Genomic DNA, 21,097 nt, shown 5'->3' with positions numbered 1-21,097 from the left:
GGGGCTATGTCCGAATTCGAGAACTGAAGCGACAATGCTTGGATAGTCAAGCTCATCGGCTCGCTTAACGCTCGACTATTCGCCTTCGCAAGCGAACGGGTCGGCCCGCTTCTCCCGGATCATGGCGCGGACCCGGCAAATGCTGGCTGAATAAAAATAAAAACGGGCTTGACAGCTCTTTTCTTGACCTATATAGGTCTACCATTGGCGTTTTCCTAATCTTCCTTATTGACGCGCTGCCCAATTCGTACTATATTGTACGTTGTCGGGCAAGCGCGTCATTTGCGTTTGCCCGTTTCGCGTTTTTCCAAATTGAAGAATTTATGACCGAATGGGAGATTTATGAAGAAATTTGAGTTTGTGAATGAGGCAGCAAAAAGGACGTTCCTGGATCTGCCAAAAGAGATAATTAGACAGTTTGGCGCGGATCTACAGGCGGTTCAAAATGGCGAGCGGCCATTCTCCGAACACAAGAACATCAAGGAAAGCGTTGGGCCTGGAGCGGTCGAGTTGATCGAAAACGGGAGCCCCGCGTACCGGGCCGTGTATTGCGCAAAGTACGAGGACACGGTTTGGGTCCTCCACGCCTTTGAAAAAACGACGAACGGGGTAGACCGCAAAGCAATGAACACCGCCAAAGAGCGGTACAAGGAAATGCAAGAGATCATCAGAGAGCGAAAGAAGAGAGGCCGTTAAGCTGCTTCCAGTACCTCGCAGATCACCTTGTGATTTGCATCGACGGAGGGCTTGAGGCGAACATTCATCTTCGCTAGGAAGCCAATCAGTTTATCAGCTGAGAAAAGGTCGATTTTGCCTCTTATGAGTTCGCTGACCCGCGGCTGCGAAACACCGAGCGCCGACGCTATGTCGGCTTGTTTCCAACCGCGGTCTTCGAAGATCCTCCGGAGTGTGATCATCAAGTCAGCTCGGAACTGCAAATCTGCCGCTTCGCTCGAGTCTTCGGTGATTGCGTCGAATATGTTGTCGTAGCTGAGTTTGGTCATGCTAGCATCCATCTTTATACGTGATTACGTATATTACTAGTGCGCCAGCCTCAGAAAATCAAGCTTTTTGATTCAACCTTAGAAGATCTGCGAAACGACGGGGCCGCTCAACCCAATCTTTCGATTTCATGCGGCTCCTCGTTCGACCTTCAAGAAGCACTCCTATCTATCGATCGAAACTCGGGCAGAGCCTGGAAACTGGGCACCACGCTAAAATCGAACGAATTTGCAAAGGCACGCCGACTTTTCATGGATCGTAGATCAAGGTCTACAAGCATGTCAGGTCGATCTCCGCTAAGCAGACGTAGGACTTCGGCGAGCATAATGCAGCCGCCGATCGTCCCGACGAACGGCACGCCCACGGCCGTTTCCGCGAGCTGTTCCAGTCCGCAGACGTTGCGCTTTCCTTCCGACAAACGTCTATAGGCGGGTCTATCCAGATCAATGGTGCTCTGAGTTTTCCGCTCGCCCCAAAGTTCAGCGGGTCTCTTGCCGGATGACGGAAAGGTGTGAACGCGAAGTGCGCTAAAGTCCATCGACGTGTGCCCAATCCCGGCTTCAACAATGAACGGGAAGCCTGGGGTCTCGAGTCGAGATCTCGCCAGAGCATTGTCTACGCCGCAGACTAATACGGCTGGGTCCATTGTGCCATCATGCTTGAAATTACCATCGAAAGGGCGCTCTATGAGCGTCGTCCGAAACCCCCGGGCTTCGAGAATAGAGCCCACGTCGCGTGTTTTTCGCTCTCCGACCCTGCCCGGCCACGACAGGATCGAGGTGCTTTGCGTTGAATTGCTAACGCGATCCATATCCTGAAGCGTGAGGCGAACCTTCTGCGGCTCGGGGAATTCACAGAGCATCAAAGTCCAGAGAAACGCTTGGCCAAGATGGCCAAGCCCGAGCACCCATAGATGATCGGGAAGCGCCACGAGCTCGGGGCCATCGCTGTCCGATCCTAGCCAATCACCTGAAGCATCGGGGCGCCAAAGAGATAGGCCAACGGCACGCTTGCCTGCCTCAACATTGCCTCGCAACATAGAAAAGGCCTCGGCGGTTGCCATAGCTCCAGCAAGAACCGCTGCTGGCATCACGCTCGTCATTTCGCTCAACCGCGCAGAGCTGCGGCGGACGATCCCGCCCCTCCAGCCTTCGAAGGTCACGATGATCGCGGGCTCTGACTGTTCGGACACCGTTCCGATGACGATCGTGGGTAACCCGGGCTCGAACTTGCCGTCAGTACCTCCAAGCTTCCGCACGGCCTCTCCTAACGGTAGGCCCATATCTGGGCCGATGAGACTTGCAGCACCGAGATCGCCGTCGACGAAAACGCCTCCGAGGGCAAAACGATGCGCAATGTTTACAACGGTCAGCAAGGCAGCCTGATGCGAAGCGCTCCTGGCGACTTCGAAACCTACCCGCACCTGAACACGATGCGTCTGCAACCGCCTGACGGCTTGTTCAAAATCTGCAACTGAACCGCCGTCAACATCAAGTTTCGCGGTTCGATTGAGGGATTCCTTCAGTTCGACGGGATCGTTGTAGTTCACGAGTGACCTCCAAATTTTAGCGTGAAAAATCCAACCGACGGCGGAGACATCGCATCCCACTTCTTGGCGCCGCGGTAGCGAAAGTGACCGACGCCCGACAGGTCGAACATACTTCGCGCAAACCGCGGGATGATCATTGCAATATGCCCGCTGGTCGCGATCATCGGATACTGCTGGTCAGACCTGCTCTGCTCAGAACTGCCAGAATGAGTATGGACATCTGCAAGAACCTCGAGTTGCTCGCTTTCACAGACTTCCCAAACCGCCGACATCGCGGATCCCGAAAGGCGAACAATGCCGGTCTTCAGAGCATTGGGGTCGATATCGTCGTAATAGAGGATCCGCGATGCACGCAGCTTGGCGCCGTCCCGACGCCCCAGGATAAAGGCACCGGATTCCCCGCAACCACGGCCACGCCGGCGAAGCTGGCTGAAAAGGCCCCACCAGAGCCAGAAGGTGATGATGAGTTCTGGGTCTGAGTTAGCCACGATAGCCTCTTGAGTTGAGGAGACGATGAACCTCCGAGATATGTTGAACCAACCCCATCGCTGGATCCCATATGAGGTGCGGATGAGTGCTGATCCAGTCGGGGTGGCCCGTTCGGGAGACGCGATCGAGCGGGAAATAGAGTGCCGCGCCCTGGCGCCAGTCCCAACGTATTACGCTTTGAAAGACGTCATCGCCTTTTGGCCACTCGTTCTCGAGCAGATAACGCTTATCACTGATATCCCAGAAGCCGCCCGTCGGGGGTTGCGCCGGAAAGCCGCAACAGTCGAGTCGAAGGACAAACTCTCGTGCATCCCTCGCCATGATTGCGACCAACAAATAAGGCCAGTCAACGTCGACGAGACGCCACCGCCCCCGAGCGACCCCCTCTTTGAAGGGAGCCGCGCTTAAGTCGCGCTCGAGTGCCACGCGGTCCGGAGTCATTACTGGCCCCCGTTGACGCGATCGGTCGGAACGAGGTCAAAATCGATCTTGCAGCCAGGGCAACTGACGAGCGAACCGACGTGAGTGGAACCGTCGGGGCGATCGACCGAACCGCTGATCTGCAAGGACATTTCCGCGGCATCGACGTCATCGATCTTGAGCTTGCGCTCGGCCCAGCGCTTGATGCGGTCAAGAGTGGAGCCCGGACCGAACTCACGGGAGACCTGCCTCCCTGCATAACGAACGCTGACGTCAACCGACTTGCAACGGTGACGGTGAATGACTTTTAAACCATCTTCATTGTGGCGGATAAGGTAGTCATCGAGAAGCGGCTCATCAGCATCTTCCTCAAAAAGGAAGAAAGATGTGTCCTCATTCCCAAGCTGCGCCTTGAGCGCCGCGATCGTGGCACCGTCGTGAGTCTCGCGAAGGATCGGATCGCGCTGACCTTCCTGACGGACGAAAATTTCGATGATCTTGCTCATTTTTTGAACTCCTTTCTGGCCTTGATTGGCCCGTTCAAGGAGTTCATCGGCCGACTGTCGAAAAAACCTCTGGCGCCTTCATCGCCAATCTAAATTTTTCTATCAGTCTCTCTCTGCACCCTCGGCCGGGCAAGAGAAGAAGTGCGCGCATCGCATGCAAGTACGCATCTCGCGGCGGGGCTTGAGTGCGCCAGATCGCACGGCCTTAAGTATGTTTGACGCTTGATCTCTATCCGCAAGCGCCTCTTGCGGCGTTCTGCGAATCTTCACAATGTCTCCGCTCGACAGCTGCGCAACTTCGACCGCTACATCCTCACCGACCGCCATCCTTGCTGCAGCGTGTAGCATCCCGGCCCGCATTTTCTTCGGGTCCACGGTGCGTAAATCGACATATCGAGCAACCGACCCGTCAGCGGAAACGAGGGGCGCTGGCAGCACGACATGTCCCCCACTGATAGGGATCTCGACCATGCTGTCTGCCGCACGCCGGAAGCCGTGCAGCATCCGATCGAGATTAGACAGACTATTGTCAACCAACTTGCGATACTCGGACCCAAGGCTGTGCTTGGTGGGACCACGATCTGACCAAATCTGTTCAACGAGAGTGTCGCGGTCAGCATCCGGCATGTCCGCAAGCGTGCCGACCTTATCCAAAACCTCGTAAAGCACACCGGAGGCTTGCAGGTAGGGTCCCTCATGGCGCCGACTTCGGATCGACAGCCGGTGACGATAGGCGATCTTCAGCGGACAGCTTTCGAAGTCCGAAATATCGAAAAGCGTCAGCGTGTCGATCGCGATTGGACGGCTTCCGTCGTTCACGGGAGCAATGGCGTCCTGGCTGAGAGTCAGGCCTTTTTCTGAGTTTAAGGCTAGATCCGATAGGAAGCGCGACGGGCTTCTGGCTTGTACAACCGCTTTCTCAGTATGATAAAGACGCAGATGATCTTCTGCCCTACTTACCGCGACAAACATTGCGCAGTCTTCTTCTTCTGCGTGAGCCGCGCGAGGATCGCGCCCGTCTTCGATGCCGGGCGGTACCTGACAGATGGGACTGCGAAACTGCAACGGAAATCCGTTCTCATGTAGACCGACGATGTGCGTCGCCTTGAATTCGAGCCCCTTCGCAGCATGCACTGTCATAAGCCTCACCGCGTCCGCACCGACGCCGAGCCCGGGATCACGCAAGTCCCTATCATCCGACATCAAGATGACCGTGCGCACGCGTTTCAGGATTTCTCTTGCATTCAATGGCTTTCCATCCAGATCCGTTTGGTCCAGGAATTCCAGCAGTTGGTAGATAGCTGCGCGGGACAAATCGCCTTCGATGCCGGGCGTCTCCGCCACCCTGCGCAGATAGTCGCAGCGTTCGAACAACCATTCCGTGACGAGGTCGAAAGCGGCCATGTTCAAACTCATGCCGGCAATCGAGCGCCCAAGACGCGCCATATTCGCGGCCCCAACTTTACTTACTCCTGCAAGAGTGGTCGCACCGACCAACACTTCGGCAAGCGCAATGTCTTTTTCTCGGGCGTGGGATATTACAGTCGAGGCATCGGAGCCCAGCGCTCTGAACTCCTCTATGGTTGCCAGTCGCACAAGCGCTGCGCCGTTCGGTTCCGCGATCATCGCCAGAAGCGACAGCAGATCTCGTACTTCCTCTCGCTCGAAGAAACTGCCGAGATGAAGAGTAGGAATTCCCCTTGTCGCCAGCTGCTCAGCGAGCTCATCGAGCCGGCCATTGGCTCGCGCCAGAATAGTTTGCTGGGAAAATGGGACCCCTTCTTTCCGCAATGCATTGATTTCGGCCGCGATGAGGTCGGCCTCGATCTCATCATTCAAGCCGACCAGGACTCTTGTCTTGGAACCGACATTGCCCCTCTTGGCAGCCGCCCGATAGGCTGACCTTGGTGTGTACGGCATACCCCCGTGCGCTTGGCGCCTATCCATCGCGTCCGCAAGTCTTTGCGAAAGCTGTGTGATATGCTCGCTCGATCTGTAGTTCCATTCCAGAGGCGTGCTCTCAGCATCTTCGAATTCGGATGTGAAGCGAGCCATATTGACGGCCGAGGCACCTCGGAATCGGTAGATGGATTGTCGCGAGTCCCCTACGACCCACAACGTCACGTTTGGCCCGTGAAGAGCCTTCAGCAGGCGCGCGCACGCTCTATTAACGTCCTGGTACTCATCGACCAGAATCTCGTCATACCGTTCCAAAAATGATCGCCTGACATCCTCGTCGCTTTCAATGAGCAGTGTGGCGCGCATAACCAGATCGGCAAAATCTATGCACTTGTTCTCCCGTAGGAGCGCTTCATATACTTCATAAACGGTCGCCGCCTCCAGCGTCTTTTCCGCGGTCAAGACAGCCTTTTCTGCACTGGTTCGAGCCTTCCCAACAGCACCGGAAAGGCTGCGTTGTGCGGAAACAAGCGCATCTTCGGCAAGTTTTCGGAACCCGGTAGGGCTGACGAGCTCATCCTTCGCTCGCCCGATAGGCTTGAGGATCTCTTTCAACTTGCTGCCTGGATTTCGAAGGTCGTGAAAGTGCCGCAAGCCCAAGAGAGGAAGTCTTTCCTCGAGCATCTCAACAGCCTGAGAAGGCGATAAAAGGCGGATGTTTGCGCCTAGTCCGAGCTTTTCATAGTGAAGTCGCATCACTTCCAGGCCGAAGGCGTGGAAAGTCCCCGTCCAGACCTCAACCGCGTCATCCGGTCTTCGCGCAGAAATCCGGTCCGACAATTCACCCGCAGCCTTATTAGAGAAGGTCAAGGCAAGAATCCGCGATGGGTGGACACCGTCATTAAGCCGACGCTCGATGCGCGCGACGAGGGTGCGCGTTTTGCCGGACCCTGGCCCGGCCTCGACGAGCAAAGCACGCCCGTTGAAGTCGACAGCTTTTTGTTGGCTTGAGTCGAGCTTGATTACGCCGGCGCCACTATCGTCATGCCCCACGGAAATATCAGGGATGAGAATGGCATCGAGAAGTTGTCGCCGGACCTGGGGAAGCGGCATTCCGATGCGCTTCGATATCTCCGAGGCCGTGAGATTTTCCACTAGGAACAGCTGCCTTGCGATGTCGCGAGGCAGGAGAAACTCCCGCGCGAAGACGTTCGCTTGAAGCTCTCGCCTCTCACGTGGACCATATGTTTCCACTCGAGAAACCACCCGTGACTTATCACCTTGGTCCCCGTCTCCAAGATCGCATTTATCATGCGGCCTGTGCAAGATAAGATGACCAAGCTCATGAGCCGCCAGTAGGGCCTTTTGCTCATCCGAGACGTCATCTCTCACCAGGACTTGCGAGAAGTCTCGATTGAGCTGGGCATCGTCGCCGCGAAGCAGGACCCCGTTCTTGTCAACCGCGTTGATTTCGTAGCCGTTGTTTCCAAGCGCCTGCCGGACCACGTCGAAGCTGGAGACCAGCCCCTTGCTAATGGTTGCGCGAAGTGTTCGCGCTTTAGACTTCGCCAGCGCGAACGCGTCCACAGGGCTACTCCGATAGCCAGCGCTTTTTCAGCGCGTCAGGTAAATTCGAAGCCGACACTGCGTCCGAGAAGGACTCCACCTCGGGTCCAGTCTGTTTGCCGGAAGCTTTTCTTTCGATACCGGCGGCCATTGGAGTCCCACCGGCAGTAAAGTGGACTTTAAGGCTGCTGAGTGCCACTCCCATCGCGTCGGCGGCGTCACGTAGGAATCGAGGTGTGGGTGTGGACACCTTTGCCGCGAAGAGTTTCATTATGAACGGCGTATCATTGCCAAAGAAGGATTTTGCACCCATCCAGGTCTTTGGATCGCGTAAGCTTGGAGCGGATGTAGAAGAACCGGTCTTCGCGAGAAGACCCTCCACGTCAGCGTCGCTCACGTCCGGTTGCTCGCCGTCGCTTGCGTCGGTGTCGACGCTTGCCTCCAGCATGGCTCGGACGGCAAGCCGATCAAAGAATGTTTTCCTTCCATCTCCAATTTGAGCGAGCGCAGCGCGAATATCGTCCGTGCGAGATCCGTTTTCGAAGACTTCATCTGCAGCTGCAATCGCCCTCTGTCTGAGGTCGTTACTCATGTCGTTCGCTCCAGCGCTCTCTTGAGCTTTGCCTTAATTTTCGTTTTGATTTCACGCAGTGTCCCTTCCGGCTTTCCGAGTGCACGGACAAGATCGATGCTTGCCTCCGGGCTGCATAGCGGAATGTCCGAAAGCATCAGCGGTTGAAAATATCGCATCTCTTCCTGCGAAAGCACGGATGAAGCGAAACCCTCGATCAGGGTAGTTTCCATCAGGTCCCGCACCTCTGACCCGTCATCGCTTCGTCCGTGAACATCAGTGTCGTATTCGACGTGGCCATTCCGGTAGCGATCAGCGTAATACTCTTGGTATTGGTCAGCCGCTGCACGGTCACGTTTTCTGGCAAAGGTAATCTCCCAGAAGTCTATCGTCCTTGACTTTTGCACATCGCTTGCAATCTTCTCAAGCAAGGCGCCCACGATCTGCTCACGATCCTCCTCGGCCAGCGTCGAGTAGGCCTTCCGCGCCCAGACCTTGAGATCAGCCAAGAGGCGCTTCCAGGCAGCATGCTCGGTCAATCGTTCTCCGTCTATCCGTGCGCGGCGGATTAAACGGACGAGAACCTCACCTGACATTTTCAAGCCATCAGGCGTGCAACCTGCCGCTATAAACTTGCGAAGCTCTGCATCGGACAAGCCGTCAAGTTGATCGAGAGCCGCCGTCACATGTGGCGGATGATAAAGAACCTGCTGCATACTCACACCTTAGCCACGGACTGCGGACCTGCTCCACCTTCATCGGGGGGATCGCAAAAAAACCTCTGGCTATTTGCCCAAAAATAAATGAATGGGAGCAAGGCACGAAGACAGGGGTAAATGCGAATTCAAGCAGTAGTCTATTCAACAGTTGATTCGCGCTAGGACTCTACTACGCAGAGGAGCAAAGAAGCAGACCAAAGATAAAGGTCTAAACTGAATTATAGCCACCGGAGAGCTTCCGTTGTCCATCAGTTCGCGGCCTGAATGCTTCGATCCTTCTGAGCGCCATCGGCGACGCTATCTCGATTGCAGCAACGTCTGAATGCCTACCCTGAACAGTCCATAATTTCGGAAAGAAGATCATTGACGTTGCCAACGGGGGTGGAAAGGCGACCGTCTACGTAATGGGAATGCCCCATCTCGCTCTCGAATTCGTAACTTCGTCTAAATTCTTCGGCCTCGCCACCCGTGATCTGTATTCCGGCCGCGGCCAAACGCTCGTACGCGCGGACGACGAAGTTGAACAGACACGGATTGATGTTCACGGCCGTCCCGTACCAATGAAAAGTTTGTTGGCAGGCTGCCCGTGTCTGTACCTCATGGCGCGGCGCAGTTTGCTTAATAGCCTCTTCCACCAATTCGCCTGGGGTCAAACACATGTAAACCAGATCCGATACGATTGGCAGGTTAGTGATCGGAATCAATCGAACGGTATGCTTCAGTTCGTCGTGGTGGTGGAAAAAATTCCTTAACCATTTCAGCGCAAGAACCTCGGGTACGTTGAGAAAATTAAAGTGCAGCCCTTTCGTAACCCTATCATTAAGGCTGTGTATCGATCCAAGAAGTTGAAACAGGGTATCAAGATCAGGAGCCGTGCAGTGGCCATAGTATGCACGGAAAAGCCGCGCCGATGCTGCCGATACGTTGGCAATGTTTTTGTCAGTCATAGCGCCTCACTGCTCAAACTGAGTCGTCTTCATACAACACCCCAGGCCCGAAACCTCCCCCTCCCCGTCATCTCCCTCAATCCGAGTTCCTGCACGATCCGCCGCGCCGCCTGCGGCGTCACCTCAAGCGTCTTTGCGACCATGCCGGCCGACACCAATGGCTTTGCCATCACCAGCTCAACCAGCTCCGGCAGTTTCGACGACGTCCGCCGTCCCTCCAGTTTTCGGTCCATCATCGTTTTCGCCAGAGTCAGCCGGTCATGCTCTTTCAAGCCGATCTCGGCGGCCGCCAAGAATCCGTGAGCAATGGCGAGCAACCGGGTTTCGCGATCGCGATGCCGGCGCCGGTCGACCGGAATGGTCTTGAGGCCAAGATTGATGGCGGCCAGGTGCGCGCCGGTGGTGACACCGGCCTGACGCAGGATCGAGGCGGCAAATAGCCGGCCGAGCCAGGGTGCATGCTGCAGGACGGCAAGCTCGTTCCAGGCATCGAGGGCGACGATGGCCTGCAGCACCGCCGGCAGATTTTCGGCCTGGCGCAAGACGCTACGCCATTCATCAAGCCGGGCATCCTCGTCCCAGTCGAGATCATAGATCAGCGGATCGGCCGGAGCGCGGCCAGGCTTTTTGACTCGTTCGATTGCAGCGTCAGATCGCGCGAGCAGCGCATCGATAGCCGCATAGTCGACGCCGGGGAGATCTTGGGTGTCGTCGGCGTCATCCCCCTCCCCTTCCGCGTCGATCGCGATCGCCGGCCGAATAACTCCGGTCGTCGTAGCCTCGTTGGCGCCGCCCGACCCGATCTCTGACGTTTTCCGCAGCGAGCGGATGCCGTCGGCAGAGAGCGCCCAGTCCGGGGATTGGCCGGCGAGGCGCCGACGGGTGCGCAGCACGTCGCGGGCGATTGTCAGCTCATGGGTGGGTGTGCGGATATCGCGAGTGGCGTCATGGAGGACGAGGTCTTCGAGATGCACGAGTTCGCCGTCGATCCACAGCGAGGCGCAGGCGTCGGCGAAGTGGGACCGCTCGATCCAGCCGTGCCCGACCGGTGAACGGGCGATGCGCTCGTCGAGACGCGTCAACGCGATGCCAGCGTCGAAAGCCGGCCGCATCAGGGCTGTCATGCTGATTTTCGTGAGATCGTAAGCCATTGAAATCATGGTAAACGATTTATTAAACGAACTCTATATGAAAGTTAGAGTTCTTCACTTCGCATGCTTGCGGGTTTGGTGTCTAACCTCCGACAAGTACCTCTTATCAGCCGCCACATATAAAAATTCACTTTTTTTATTTCCGCCGACAAAAATACTGAGGTATAATATATTCATCGTCGAATTGCGACATATAGAGCATACGAAAATGGAAGAATAATATTACTCTGACAGCACATACGATATAGGCTTCGTCTCGCCGAATGGTAGCCACATCATCGGGACCGCCGAGATCCTGCTCGCAACGGCCCGGATCTCGTGGATTGATCCGGATACGGGCGAGCCAGAATACGATGGTGGCACCGATATCCATTGGAATAGCCAAGAGACGGCTGAGCGCGACGGGAAATTGCTGTACGTTTGCGCGGAAGGGAAGGAATGGACGTTCGATGAGTTGAAGCCTGTCTGAGCGCCAGAAGGGAGTGTCTCGTAGCAGTTGTCTTGATAACGGGCACATGCCCACTGCAAGCCAATCCGTGCTCGGCATGCGTCTCAGATCCGTTGTGGATCCGTAGCCCCAGAATACAAGATGTTTCCGCCCCCAATAGGTGATGCACCTATTGGGGGACAGAATTGGAAGAGGCAACCGAGCTGAGGAAACAGCCTCCGCTCGGCACTTACACCCGCAGCTCCATTGATGGTTAGCGCTGCCGCTCACTTGCCAACGATGTCAGATTAACGATCCAGGATCCTGCCTTTCAGGAATTCGTTGAATCATGCTTGTCCCAAATATGCCGCGCAACACGGATTAGGTGCTCTACAGTCTCCATGCCATCATAGTTGCGATACGCGAGATTGATGGCATCGATTTCATCTACCTCTTCTTCGTCGATCAGTACCTGTGCGTACTCCTCTGTCGTCAAAAGATTTGCGACCTGCGATACGAACTTGATTGCATCTGAGGCTAGCCCCGATTTCGAATTTGTTTCTTGCATGCTTTTCATTCCTTTACGGCGCGATGCCGCTGTTTGATTGACCTTCTTTCAATTGTCCGTGGAGATTTTGATCGGCGTCAATAGCCGACAGCGAGCGATAGTATGACGAGGAGATATCGATGGATCCGGTTGTTCTCAATTTGCACGAGCAAGGCCATGTCCGGACACTCACCGCCGGAAGCAATCGCTGAAGTCTTGAGTTTTTTGCGATCGCAGGCCGGTCGAAGCTATTGCCGCCGACGGATTTTGCATTGAGCCTAAGAGCAGGATTAACGCGGACTACCACGATGTGGATTGATTTAGACGAAACGGAAGTAGCTCACTTATCACATGACACTGTACCGGCCTCGGTCTTGAAGAAGCTTCAAGCGGCCCCGCACCGGGACGCAACGCTGTTCCAGAAGTTTGCTGTCGGGTGGAGCGACTACCTGCATGTGCATGACGGCGCTCCCGTAGAGCGAACTCGCAACGGTGCCTATGTGCTCTCATGGTTGTGGGTGTACAACGAGCAAGTCGGCCTGCCGAAGTGCAACGACTTCGCCGACTATGATCTGAGCTTGGAATGCCTCGACCTCCTGGAGCAGATCCAGGATTTCGACATTACCGATCTTGATTCAGGGGCTGAGCACCATCTTGGATCAGGACGCCTCAAGGGACAGCAGTGGAGCCTGCTGCACAACAGCGGGCTGCTGACTGTCATCTTGCTACCCAGTGCGGACTGCCCGCCACGGGTCTACTCCGAGACGCCGAGGACAGTAGGCGGCACGACATCGGATGACCTTACGGACGAGCGGTGCATTCGTTTTCTGCTGGATGCGATGAATACGTTTAGCACCCATCAAGCGCTTCCATCGGAGGGACAACAGCTCTCGCTGCTATGACCGCTTTGCTGACAGCTGAATAGCAACTAAGGGCTGAACCGATCGGACCTTCATCGGTCCGATCATCTCAAAAAGAAGCCTGAACTGGATAAAGTCAGGCAGCTGAACCTTCAGTTAACCATGTTTTCAAAAGCAGATCGGCTAGCGATTGCCATCGTTACTCCTCCTGATCTATAGGTACCCGGCGTGACGCAGACGCCCCGCAAAAGCAGCTCTCACCAGTGCTGGTAACACCGGTGAGAGCCTAACCCTCAACCTTCTCGTGAAAGGCCTTGGGCTAACATGTGTAATATCCAAATTGTGTTGACGGGCAAGCCTCGTCCAAAATCTCCTGCTGATCGATTAAGCCTTGGCATGACCGCCTCTCCGCCTGAAGGCGGCCTTGTCGTTTTCTGTCACCGCTGATCAGACAGGACATACATTATGGAAAACATTAATTTCGGCCCATCGGCCGACACGCCTTCGCATGTCCTGAAGATAGCGCCCGAAGCAGTCGCTAAGCTGATCAAGCAGGCCATTGCTGCAACAGTTACACCCGAGATAGCGCGTTCTGCGGTCGAAGGTGATGCTGGAGCTTTGGCATCGTTCGGGCGAGCAATCGCTGTCCAGGAAGGACATCTCTTGGAGGCTGTCATCATCGCCCTTGCCTCGACGCATCCGGCAAGGTTGGCACTGACCGATCTTCGCCTCGCAGTACTCCCGGCCGCGATTGAGGTTATCAAGCGCAACCGCAGAACTTTGTATCAGGGCATCAGCTTAGAGGCCCCTCCGCAGACTGGAGCGACTTATCACCCTGATCTCGTCATCGCCGACCCCCGCGGTCGTTACGCGCTTATCATAGATGTAAAACGAAGCCTTTCCGGGTATTTGGGCGGTAGCAAGCTCCTTGAGCTTCAACAACGGATGACGGCATCTGGACTTATACTGCCAGACCTGCTGTGGCGCGACCATCAAAGACTGGCTGTCGAAACCGTCGGCACAGCCATAATCGACGGATCCAAGACATCGACTGATGTTTCCGATGGGGTGTGGCCGCTGTCTCGTCTGGATGAGCTTTTGCAAATCGAGGGTGCTGCGCGGCTGGCTATCGAGAGCATGGAGGCCTTTCGCGACGGGATTCGCAAGGAGTGGCAAACGGCAATCGCAGCTGCTGTAAAAGGCCAACGAGCTGCTGCAGAAACAGTTGCCGCTGAGGCGCATCTTTCCCAGCCACAAACAAAAGAGATCGCGCCGCGCCGACGCGGCCGTCCCCCCAAGGCTCGACCGTCAATCCAGGTCGGCCTCCTTGGGCCCGGACTGCGACCGCACTAAGCGGCGCACATCACTTTTCATCCTATCAAATTTGCCGGACGCGATCCGGCCACGGAGGGCTTTTGCCTTGAACCAGCACATCATTGATTTTCAGATTTACAGGTTGCGCCACAGATACGGGGCAATGAGAATTGGCGTCACCAGTACAACCGATGCCATGCAGCTTTCGACCGTTTCCCAGAAAGACACAGCGATACCTAGCGACACCGCCGCGCTCGTCACGGCACTCGTGCTCAGGATAGCGAGGCGGCGCGGGCGCGCGCTCAGCACACTACCGGGCGCATTGCGCGACGCCCTCTGCGATCAAGTCGCCCAAGGCGATCCCACTGCACGGCTGCTTTTTGCTTGGGTCGATCGCGAGCAGGACACCGACGCGGCAGTGATGGAGGCGGCGCGACAACCAGATACATGGCGCAAACAGCTGCAATTTGGGTCAAAAACCGAGCGCCCCATCTATCGCCATCACCGATTCTGGAGGCTGCACAGCAGCCGCCTCGCGGAACTTGACCGTCGTCGTCTGTCACAGCTGCAATCGCTGCTGGAAGAGGAGATCCGCCATGACCGTTGATCGTCTAGAGCGCTACTTGCTTGGCCGCCTCAACCGCCGATCGCTGCGGATCGCATATCGGGCGGCAGTCGCGGCCGATATCTTGCGCGCGCACCAGCGGACCATCGGGATGCATCCGGTGACCATATATACGCCTGGGGCAAGGGCTGTGACATTGACCGGAGCTACCACCGCAGACCGACGCACTCTATTGCGGTCTATTTCAAGGGATGCATTGCTGCCTGTCTTGCCACCGGTGACAGTCCGCAGACATGATATCGACCTGGTCATTGAAGATACCGTCGGTGACATCGACGCGTCTGGGACAGGCGCTGAGACCGAGGCGACGCCGGCCGAAGCAGTAGAACGGCCGCAGCTTCGCGAGGGTAGTGGAGATCATAGCCAATACCTAGTGAAGCTCGCCAAGCTCCTGCAAGCAGTCGCTCATCCGCCACCCATCACAGAGACGGTCATTGTCCTCAGCATTGTTGAGGCAATTAGGCGGTCACATCTGACAGCCGCCCAGGTCCTTGAGGTCCTTTCCAGACCTGCTCCCGTGGTGCTTCTGCGGTTACCCATCCGAGGATTTGAACAAACTGTTGGGTTGATGATCGAGCACGGCATCATCGGACGTGCCATGCGCCTGCGGGACGGCGGAGGCGGATACTCACTCAGTAGACGAATACATTCTGGTCAGGAACCACACGATCAGAACACGCTGATTACGTTCCGGGCCGGAGAGATTACAAATCAGAGTACTGAGACCCGACGCCAACTGTTGGCCAAGGCACTCTCCACCGGGAGACCAGTCCTCGTAGCTGCTGAGGATGAAGAGCCCTGGCCTGATCGCATGACATCAAGCGCGGACCTGATCCTTGATGCGCCAAAAATCGATTGGCAGCTGCTCGGCCAAGCAATCGAGATCACGACAGGGCACTCACGCGCCGAGGTTGAAGAGACGTCCCGGGAATACACGATCGAGCTGGGGCGTCTCGGTCTCGGTGATTTCGCACTGGCGATCAAGCCCGGACGCACGATTAGCAACGTCCTCAGCCGACTGGAAAGCTTTGCGCAAGAGGATGCTGACGTCCAACGCGACGACGAAGGAGCCGGGTCCACTAAGCAGACTGTTGCTAACGGGGAGCGAGGCCGTACCTCGAGCGGTTCAGAACGCAGCCGCCGTGTCGACAAAACGCTGTCGATGGACATAATCCAACCAGCACAACTCCCAGCAATAACAAACGGGAAACGAGCTGCACAGCATCTCCGTGTCGAGCAACTTACGGGCTATGGCGATGCTCGCCAATGGGCACTCGACCTCAAGACTGATCTAGTACTTTGGGGGAGTAAGGAGGTCTACTGGGCAGACATGAGCACCAAGCTACTGCTGAGTGGCCCGCCTGGGACCGGCAAAACAACTTTTGCACGCGCGCTATGTAATTCCTTGCAGATCCCGCTGCTCGCGACGTCTGTTGGGCAATGGCTGGAGCCGGGATACCTGGGGGACGTGCTCAAACGTATGACGGCCGTTTTTGAGGTGGCCAAAGAGCATGGACCGGCGATCCTTTTCATTGACGAGGTCGACGGGATCGGGCGACGCGACGGTGGAGCCGGACGGACATATGACGACTACTGGATCTCCGTAGTTAATCGGCTCCTCGAACTTCTCGACGGGACAGCAAAATCCGAAGGCCTCATTGTCGTCGGCGCAACCAATCGGCCCGGGGTCATTGATCCGGCAATCCGACGGTCCGGCCGACTGGAGCGACATATCGAGATCCCGCTTCCCGACATCGATGCCCTGGAAGGCATCATCCGCCATCACCTTGGGGGAGATTTTAGGAGCGTGCTCGCAAGCGCAAACCAGTCTGTTTCCGGACGGAGTAAGAATTCCGAAGGAGCAGCCCATGCTACACGTTGACCGACCAGCGAACAACAAACGCTCCTCTCCGCGCAAAGATCGGCAGGCGGCCCTGAAACATCTTGCTCTTGCCGCACAAGGCATGACCGGCGCTGATATCGCTCGTCTGATCCGCGACGCACGCGGCATCGCCCGTCGCGCAAAACGCAAACTCCGTTATCACGATATCTTGGAGGTGCTGGACCGGCAGATTGGGTCAGTGCCACCGGATGTGAGATGGCAAATCTCAGTACACGAAGCGGGTCACGCACTTGTATTCGCCGCATTGGGCATCGCGGAGGTCCAGTCGGTATCCACTGGACGTGGCGATGGCGGTGCCACATCGGTACGATGGCCTGAGGTGATGCCCCAGACCGAGAATGGCGTGATGCAGGTGATCGCCTGCTATCTCGCAGGCCGCGCAGCCGAGACTTTGATCTTTGGTGAGAGCTTGATCGGGCATGGTGGCACCGAAGGTAGTGATCTTGAGATTGCAACGACGAACGCGGTTCGGCTTGAGACCGTGCTCGGATGCTCTCAGGATCTGCCTCTCCTCTACATCCCGAGTGACCGCCCGCAGCATGATCTGCGGTACGACCGCGATCTGGCAGCACGTGTCAACAAAAGGCTCGAACTTGCGCTCGCCATGGCGACGGCTATCCTCGGTCGTCATCAAGACGCACTGCTCCGCCTGGCCCGGGAGCTGGACCACCGGCGCTATCTCGATGGTGCCGAGGTACGAGAGATCCTCGCGCTGGATCCGGGCAGATCAGGATAAACGCCGTTAGCGGCCACCCGGGCGCATGTCAAAACTCGTCCGGGCGGCATCTTGCGGCGTTTCACATCCTCAACGATGCGGATCAGTGCATCTCGATATGCTGGCAAATCGGTATACCACCAGGACAGATCGTAAGGCCGGTAAACTGCCTTAGCATACATTGCACATTACCGATTCAGGGTTTGATACCATCGATTCAGACTGCGGCTCAGCCGATTCAGATTCGAACGGCGTCTTCACGATTGTGGGGGCTAGATGCCCCTATGCATTCGTGGACCGCATCCTCTTTTGGCTGGCGATCGCGGGCTTGAGGTCCGGCGCTTATGGCAAACGCTGTGCCAGAGATACCGCCATCAGATCCACTCGGTCATTGACGCCGACAAAAATCCGCCTGAGCCTAGATTCAGGTGCAACGCAGTAACCAAAATTTATGACCATAGATAATCCGACAACCACACAAACTAAGGTGGATGCGCCCCCCTCTCGCCCACTCGCCAAGCGTCAAATCCTCAATAATCGCGCACAGACCCCGTCCGTGAAGACAGAGGTCGGACAATCAGCGGCCAACATCCTGACGCCTGCAATCTACACGTCCTTCGCCGAGTTTAACCCGTCTGTCGAACTCGGTAGCCTCTACGTCAGCCAACCGGTCTTTCACGGCAAAGCAATCGCGATTGAACTAAGTCAGGGAATGATCCAAGGGGCTACCGATTCCGTCATCGGCGATCAGAGACGGTTAGAGCGCATTTGCGATATCTACGCGTCGGAACTGCATCGAGCCTATACCAAACTGACGACACGATACGGCGGCGAGTGCGTCAGGCTGGACGGTAGTTTGGTGCAACTGAGTCCAGAGCTGCCGAGCTTCATCGACATCCATCGCATCCTGCTCCTTGATCGGGGGCAACTCCTCTTCGAGCGACCATATCAAGAGCAGATTTTCGAAGAGGACTGCGGACATGTCCCACGCTTGGTCACGTCAATCAGATGTGTCGAGGAGACGGACAGACTGACCCAGGATTGGACCTCAGCAATGATCCGGGCGAACATTCTCGACGACGCGGAACCTGTCCGTATCCAAGGCTTTCTGTGGTTGCCCTTTAGACCCGACCGTTTTCGGCCATCCGTTTTCAAGGACTATGATCCGTCACGATTCTCAGAGCTCGAAGCCTGTTCAATCAGCAGCGATCTTATTCGCGGTAAGGTCGACAATGTCGTCTACATGCAAGGGCTAGGTGACTGAGATGCACGACGCACAATCTACAATCCCTTCAAAACGTCAGGCCGCCGAGTGGGATCGCCGGGTCCGCGATTTCCGTTCGCGAGCTACCGCCTGTCGACCACGGTTGCTGCCAGCGCTATCTCCGATTCCATGTTCGACACCACCGATTCCCGGACAAACGCCGTTTGCGGGAGGTAGCTAAGATGGCGAGATCACGCACTCAGCGCCTGCGAGACCAACGCGAGCGCCAGCAGGCCTACCGGGATGAGCAGCGACGGCTCCGGCGACCGGGGCGCGACGACATCGCCCGCGTCGCGCTTCGCTGGCTCATCCTCGGGACTGCCAAACTCGCCGAGCGGGAAGGCAATCCCGCGCGGATGAACAAGGTCGAGACCGATATTTTGGAGGCTCTGGTCGAGCAGGGCTTCGACCGGAATAAGTCCGACGAGGCACTCGGCGACCTGATTGACAGATACGTTGACGGCAAATGGGATTTCCGGCGAAAGGTGCATTTAACCGGTACTGACACGCACGAATGACGGGATCATATGCCGCCAAAAAGCAATGCGGCAGGCAGCTGGCGCATCGCAAACGGCGTCTGCAATCTAAATCTTCTCTCCCCCCATTACTCCATAAAACGCCGTTTGCACCATAACCGTGGGAAGCGGGCCCCTTGTGGCAATAGGTACCATTCACTAACTGGCGAGGATCACTGGGGGCCGCAATGACCGCAAAAAACGCCAAAACCGCCATAATCTATGCGCGCTACTCGACGGATCGACAGACAGATGTGTCCATCGAGACCCAGGTCGAACTGTGTCAAAACTTCATCACAGACCGTGGCTGGCAGCTGGCCGACACCTATTCCGACAGAGCGGTCAGCGGCTCCAACTATATGACGCGCCCGGGCATCCAGCGCGTGTTGGAACGTATCAAGAATGGCAAAGTGGACGTCGTTCTGTGTGTAACCGTCGACCGTATTTCACGCGACGCCGAGCACGGCAATGGCTTCCTCAAGCGCCTCCGCTACAACTCCACGGAACTATGGACGGTGCACGGCGGGTCGTCGGTCACAGATATCGAGATGAGCCTTCGCGTCACGCTCAGCCAGGAACTCGTCGAGCAGATCCGCTTCCGGACGAGGGAGGGAATGAAGACCGCGGTCCGCCGAGGCAAGGCCACAACTTGTCTTGCATATGGCTACCGGATCAAACTCGAATACGATGCGCATGGAGAGCGCATCCCGGGCCTCCGCGAAGTCGATCCTGTACAAGCCGAGATCGTCCAGGAGATTTTCAGGTTATATGCCGACGGTGTATCTCCGAGTGCCATCGCGGTCGGGCTCAATAAGAAAGGCATCCCTGGCCCGCGTGGTATCAGGTGGCGCGACACTGCAATCCGTGGCCACGTCGACCGCGGCACAGGCATTCTCAACAACGAACTTTATGTCGGTCGAGTCGTTTGGAATAGGCGCGAGTATCGCAAGAATCCGGACACGGAACGCAGGATCGCCCGCCATAACGATAGCGACGATTGGGTCGTGGACGAACGCCCGGAACTGCGCATTATCCCCGACAAGCTCTGGTCATCGGTCAAACGCCAGCAGGCATGCGTGCGCAACGAGTTCGCGCGGACGGCGTCTAATCAATTGAACAGGTCTCACCGTCCAAGCTATCTCCTCAGCGGTCTGCTTGAATGCGCCGAGTGCGGCGGACCTTATGCCGTCATGGCAAAAGGTCGGTATGGCTGCACCAACCATAAAAAGAAGATCCCCCTGGATGTTCTTGGCGGAGCCTGTTGCAGTAATCACAAGACGGTACTTCGCAAGGAACTCGAGGACCGTATCCTGACATCCATCCCTGCAGCCTTGGTGCACATGGATGTCTTCAGGCGGACAGTGGAGAAAGTTCTGCAAAGCGAACTCGCGGAGCAGAAGACTGCTGCCCATCAGGCCAAGGATATCGAAGCCGCTCTCCAGCGCAATAAACGCGAGCAAGAGGGCATCATCGCCCAGATGTCACAACGTGCCGCCGAAGGCCGACGGCCTATCGCGGCCTTCGACGACCAGCTCGACAGGCTCGACGAAGAACGAGAAGAGCTGGAGCGGCAGCTGGCAAGCGCTCCATCCGCGGATCAGCCCGTCAGCGATGCAGAGCGCCTCGCAGCTCTGCGCGCGGAGATCAACGAGGACACAGTTCGCACGGTGATCCACGCCATCCTCTACATGATGCGCGATCATGCTGATGCCCAGACCAAGCAGCCACTGATCGGCATCATCCGCCAGCTCGTTCAGAAAGTGGTCATTGCCAACACGCCGGGCCGTCAACCGCCGGCGCTCGAGGTGCATGGTCGTATTGCGTCGATCCTGGCAGCTATGGAGACGGCACAGCTGATGGAAGCAAAATTCAAGGCAATGGTGGATCAGGATGTGCTGGCACGTCAGCTGTCCGGTGAACTCGACACGGAGGACAAAAAGCAAAAGCTCCTCGCGGCTTACGCTGAGGAGCTTTCAAGGAAGCGACTTGAATGGCAGCAGATTCAAGTTTCGGTGGTTGCGGGGGCAGGATTTGAACCTGCGGCCTTCAGGTTATGAGCCTGACGAGCTACCGGGCTGCTCCACCCCGCGTTACCAGGTATTTGCATT

At 56.5% G+C, this 21,097-nt stretch carries 19 protein-coding genes, 1 tRNA gene and 1 pseudogene; 9 read left to right on the top strand and 12 right to left on the bottom strand.

The window, feature by feature from the left end; all coding sequences use genetic code 11:
- Positions 1–342: 342 nt before the first annotated feature.
- Positions 343–696: a type II toxin-antitoxin system RelE/ParE family toxin gene (locus DFO46_RS00130; protein ID WP_120275895.1), complete on the top strand. Its 354-nt coding sequence runs from the start codon at positions 343–345 to the stop codon at positions 694–696.
- Here the strand turns inward: DFO46_RS00130 and DFO46_RS00125 are convergent.
- The 10 genes from DFO46_RS00125 to DFO46_RS00070 form a co-directional block, all read right to left on the bottom strand.
- A complete protein-coding gene (locus DFO46_RS00125) occupies positions 693–1,004 on the bottom strand; it encodes an XRE family transcriptional regulator (protein ID WP_120275894.1) in 312 nt (103 codons plus the stop codon). The genes DFO46_RS00130 and DFO46_RS00125 overlap by 4 nt on opposite strands.
- 149 nt (positions 1,005–1,153) lie before the next feature.
- Complete coding sequence (locus tag DFO46_RS00120) at positions 1,154–2,551, bottom strand: thiamine biosynthesis protein ThiF (protein WP_120275893.1); 1,398 nt, start codon at positions 2,549–2,551, stop codon at positions 1,154–1,156.
- Positions 2,548–3,039, bottom strand: coding sequence for a hypothetical protein (locus DFO46_RS00115; RefSeq protein ID WP_120275892.1), 492 nt, complete (start codon positions 3,037–3,039; stop codon positions 2,548–2,550). Before DFO46_RS00115 ends, DFO46_RS00120 begins: the two co-directional genes overlap by 4 nt.
- 441 nt (positions 3,040–3,480) lie before the next feature.
- A complete protein-coding gene (locus tag DFO46_RS00105; RefSeq protein WP_120275890.1) occupies positions 3,481–3,966 on the bottom strand; it encodes a hypothetical protein in 486 nt (161 codons plus the stop codon).
- A 102-nt stretch (positions 3,967–4,068) separates the two neighbouring features.
- On the bottom strand, positions 4,069–7,452 hold the full coding sequence (locus DFO46_RS00100; RefSeq protein ID WP_120275889.1) for a UvrD-helicase domain-containing protein: 3,384 nt from the start codon (positions 7,450–7,452) through the stop codon (positions 4,069–4,071).
- Positions 7,453–7,456: 4 nt separating this feature from the next.
- Positions 7,457–8,023 (bottom strand): hypothetical protein, encoded by a 567-nt coding sequence (locus DFO46_RS00095; protein ID WP_120275888.1) that lies wholly within the window; start codon positions 8,021–8,023, stop codon positions 7,457–7,459.
- On the bottom strand, positions 8,020–8,718 hold the full coding sequence (locus DFO46_RS00090; protein WP_120275887.1) for a hypothetical protein: 699 nt from the start codon (positions 8,716–8,718) through the stop codon (positions 8,020–8,022). Before DFO46_RS00090 ends, DFO46_RS00095 begins: the two co-directional genes overlap by 4 nt.
- A gap of 329 nt (positions 8,719–9,047) precedes the next feature.
- Positions 9,048–9,668 (bottom strand): hypothetical protein, encoded by a 621-nt coding sequence (locus DFO46_RS00085; protein ID WP_120275886.1) that lies wholly within the window; start codon positions 9,666–9,668, stop codon positions 9,048–9,050.
- Between the two features lie 29 nt (positions 9,669–9,697).
- Positions 9,698–10,828 carry an RHE_PE00001 family protein gene (locus DFO46_RS00080; protein ID WP_183041811.1) on the bottom strand — a complete coding sequence of 377 codons (1,131 nt, stop codon included), beginning with the start codon at positions 10,826–10,828 and terminating at the stop codon, positions 9,698–9,700.
- A gap of 749 nt (positions 10,829–11,577) precedes the next feature.
- Complete coding sequence (locus tag DFO46_RS00070) at positions 11,578–11,814, bottom strand: hypothetical protein (protein ID WP_120275883.1); 237 nt, start codon at positions 11,812–11,814, stop codon at positions 11,578–11,580.
- Positions 11,815–12,167: 353 nt separating this feature from the next.
- Between DFO46_RS00070 and DFO46_RS00065 the strand changes: the two genes are divergently transcribed.
- The 8 genes and pseudogenes from DFO46_RS00065 to DFO46_RS24070 all read left to right on the top strand — a co-directional run.
- Complete coding sequence (locus tag DFO46_RS00065; protein WP_147412723.1) at positions 12,168–12,695, top strand: hypothetical protein; 528 nt, start codon at positions 12,168–12,170, stop codon at positions 12,693–12,695.
- A gap of 423 nt (positions 12,696–13,118) precedes the next feature.
- Positions 13,119–14,006, top strand: a complete 888-nt coding sequence (locus DFO46_RS00060) for a hypothetical protein (protein WP_120275881.1) — start codon at positions 13,119–13,121, stop codon at positions 14,004–14,006.
- A gap of 67 nt (positions 14,007–14,073) precedes the next feature.
- The gene (locus DFO46_RS00055) at positions 14,074–14,574 is read left to right on the top strand and encodes a hypothetical protein (RefSeq protein WP_120275880.1); all 501 of its coding nucleotides are present in this window, start codon (positions 14,074–14,076) and stop codon (positions 14,572–14,574) included.
- Positions 14,564–16,474, top strand: a complete 1,911-nt coding sequence (locus tag DFO46_RS00050; protein ID WP_120275879.1) for an ATP-binding protein — start codon at positions 14,564–14,566, stop codon at positions 16,472–16,474. The genes DFO46_RS00055 and DFO46_RS00050 overlap by 11 nt, the downstream gene beginning before the upstream one ends.
- On the top strand, positions 16,461–17,231 hold the full coding sequence (locus tag DFO46_RS00045) for an ATP-dependent Zn protease (protein WP_183041810.1): 771 nt from the start codon (positions 16,461–16,463) through the stop codon (positions 17,229–17,231). The genes DFO46_RS00050 and DFO46_RS00045 overlap by 14 nt, the downstream gene beginning before the upstream one ends.
- A 535-nt stretch (positions 17,232–17,766) precedes the next feature.
- Positions 17,767–18,474: a hypothetical protein gene (locus DFO46_RS00040; protein ID WP_147412722.1), complete on the top strand. Its 708-nt coding sequence runs from the start codon at positions 17,767–17,769 to the stop codon at positions 18,472–18,474.
- A 182-nt stretch (positions 18,475–18,656) separates the two neighbouring features.
- Complete coding sequence (locus DFO46_RS23715) at positions 18,657–18,992, top strand: hypothetical protein (protein WP_147412721.1); 336 nt, start codon at positions 18,657–18,659, stop codon at positions 18,990–18,992.
- Between the two features lie 185 nt (positions 18,993–19,177).
- Positions 19,178–20,248 (top strand): annotated as a pseudogene (locus DFO46_RS24070) (recombinase family protein); the annotation flags it as partial.
- A 222-nt stretch (positions 20,249–20,470) separates the two neighbouring features.
- Here the strand turns inward: DFO46_RS24070 and DFO46_RS24065 are convergent.
- Together DFO46_RS24065 and DFO46_RS00025 are read right to left on the bottom strand one after the other, a co-directional pair.
- Positions 20,471–20,800, bottom strand: a complete 330-nt coding sequence (locus DFO46_RS24065) for a hypothetical protein (RefSeq protein ID WP_245422479.1) — start codon at positions 20,798–20,800, stop codon at positions 20,471–20,473.
- 202 nt (positions 20,801–21,002) lie between these two features.
- Positions 21,003–21,079, bottom strand: a tRNA-Met gene (locus DFO46_RS00025).
- Between the last annotated feature and the right edge of the window lie 18 nt (positions 21,080–21,097).

The organism is Rhizobium sp. AG855, from assembly GCF_003610655.1.
GTDB lineage: Bacteria > Pseudomonadota > Alphaproteobacteria > Rhizobiales > Rhizobiaceae > Allorhizobium > Allorhizobium wuzhouense.
This window is presented reverse-complemented; position numbering and strand designations above follow the sequence as displayed.

Bases quoted from the DNA above. Each gene is read 5' to 3' on its own strand.
- DFO46_RS00105 (WP_120275890.1), bottom strand. From the start codon at position 3,966: ATGAGCAAGATCATCGAAATTTTCGTCCGTCAGGAAGGTCAGCGCGAT.
- DFO46_RS00090 (WP_120275887.1), bottom strand. From the start codon at position 8,718: ATGCAGCAGGTTCTTTATCATCCGCCACATGTGACGGCGGCTCTCGAT.
- DFO46_RS00045 (WP_183041810.1), top strand. From the start codon at position 16,461: ATGCTACACGTTGACCGACCAGCGAACAACAAACGCTCCTCTCCGCGC.
- DFO46_RS00125 (WP_120275894.1), bottom strand. From the start codon at position 1,004: ATGACCAAACTCAGCTACGACAACATATTCGACGCAATCACCGAAGAC.
- DFO46_RS00130 (WP_120275895.1), top strand. From the start codon at position 343: ATGAAGAAATTTGAGTTTGTGAATGAGGCAGCAAAAAGGACGTTCCTG.
- DFO46_RS00050 (WP_120275879.1), top strand. From the start codon at position 14,564: ATGACCGTTGATCGTCTAGAGCGCTACTTGCTTGGCCGCCTCAACCGC.
- DFO46_RS00070 (WP_120275883.1), bottom strand. From the start codon at position 11,814: ATGCAAGAAACAAATTCGAAATCGGGGCTAGCCTCAGATGCAATCAAG.
- DFO46_RS00060 (WP_120275881.1), top strand. From the start codon at position 13,119: ATGGAAAACATTAATTTCGGCCCATCGGCCGACACGCCTTCGCATGTC.
- DFO46_RS00095 (WP_120275888.1), bottom strand. From the start codon at position 8,023: ATGAGTAACGACCTCAGACAGAGGGCGATTGCAGCTGCAGATGAAGTC.
- DFO46_RS00080 (WP_183041811.1), bottom strand. From the start codon at position 10,828: ATGATTTCAATGGCTTACGATCTCACGAAAATCAGCATGACAGCCCTG.
- DFO46_RS24065 (WP_245422479.1), bottom strand. From the start codon at position 20,800: ATGCACCTCGAGCGCCGGCGGTTGACGGCCCGGCGTGTTGGCAATGAC.
- DFO46_RS00085 (WP_120275886.1), bottom strand. From the start codon at position 9,668: ATGACTGACAAAAACATTGCCAACGTATCGGCAGCATCGGCGCGGCTT.
- DFO46_RS23715 (WP_147412721.1), top strand. From the start codon at position 18,657: ATGGCGAGATCACGCACTCAGCGCCTGCGAGACCAACGCGAGCGCCAG.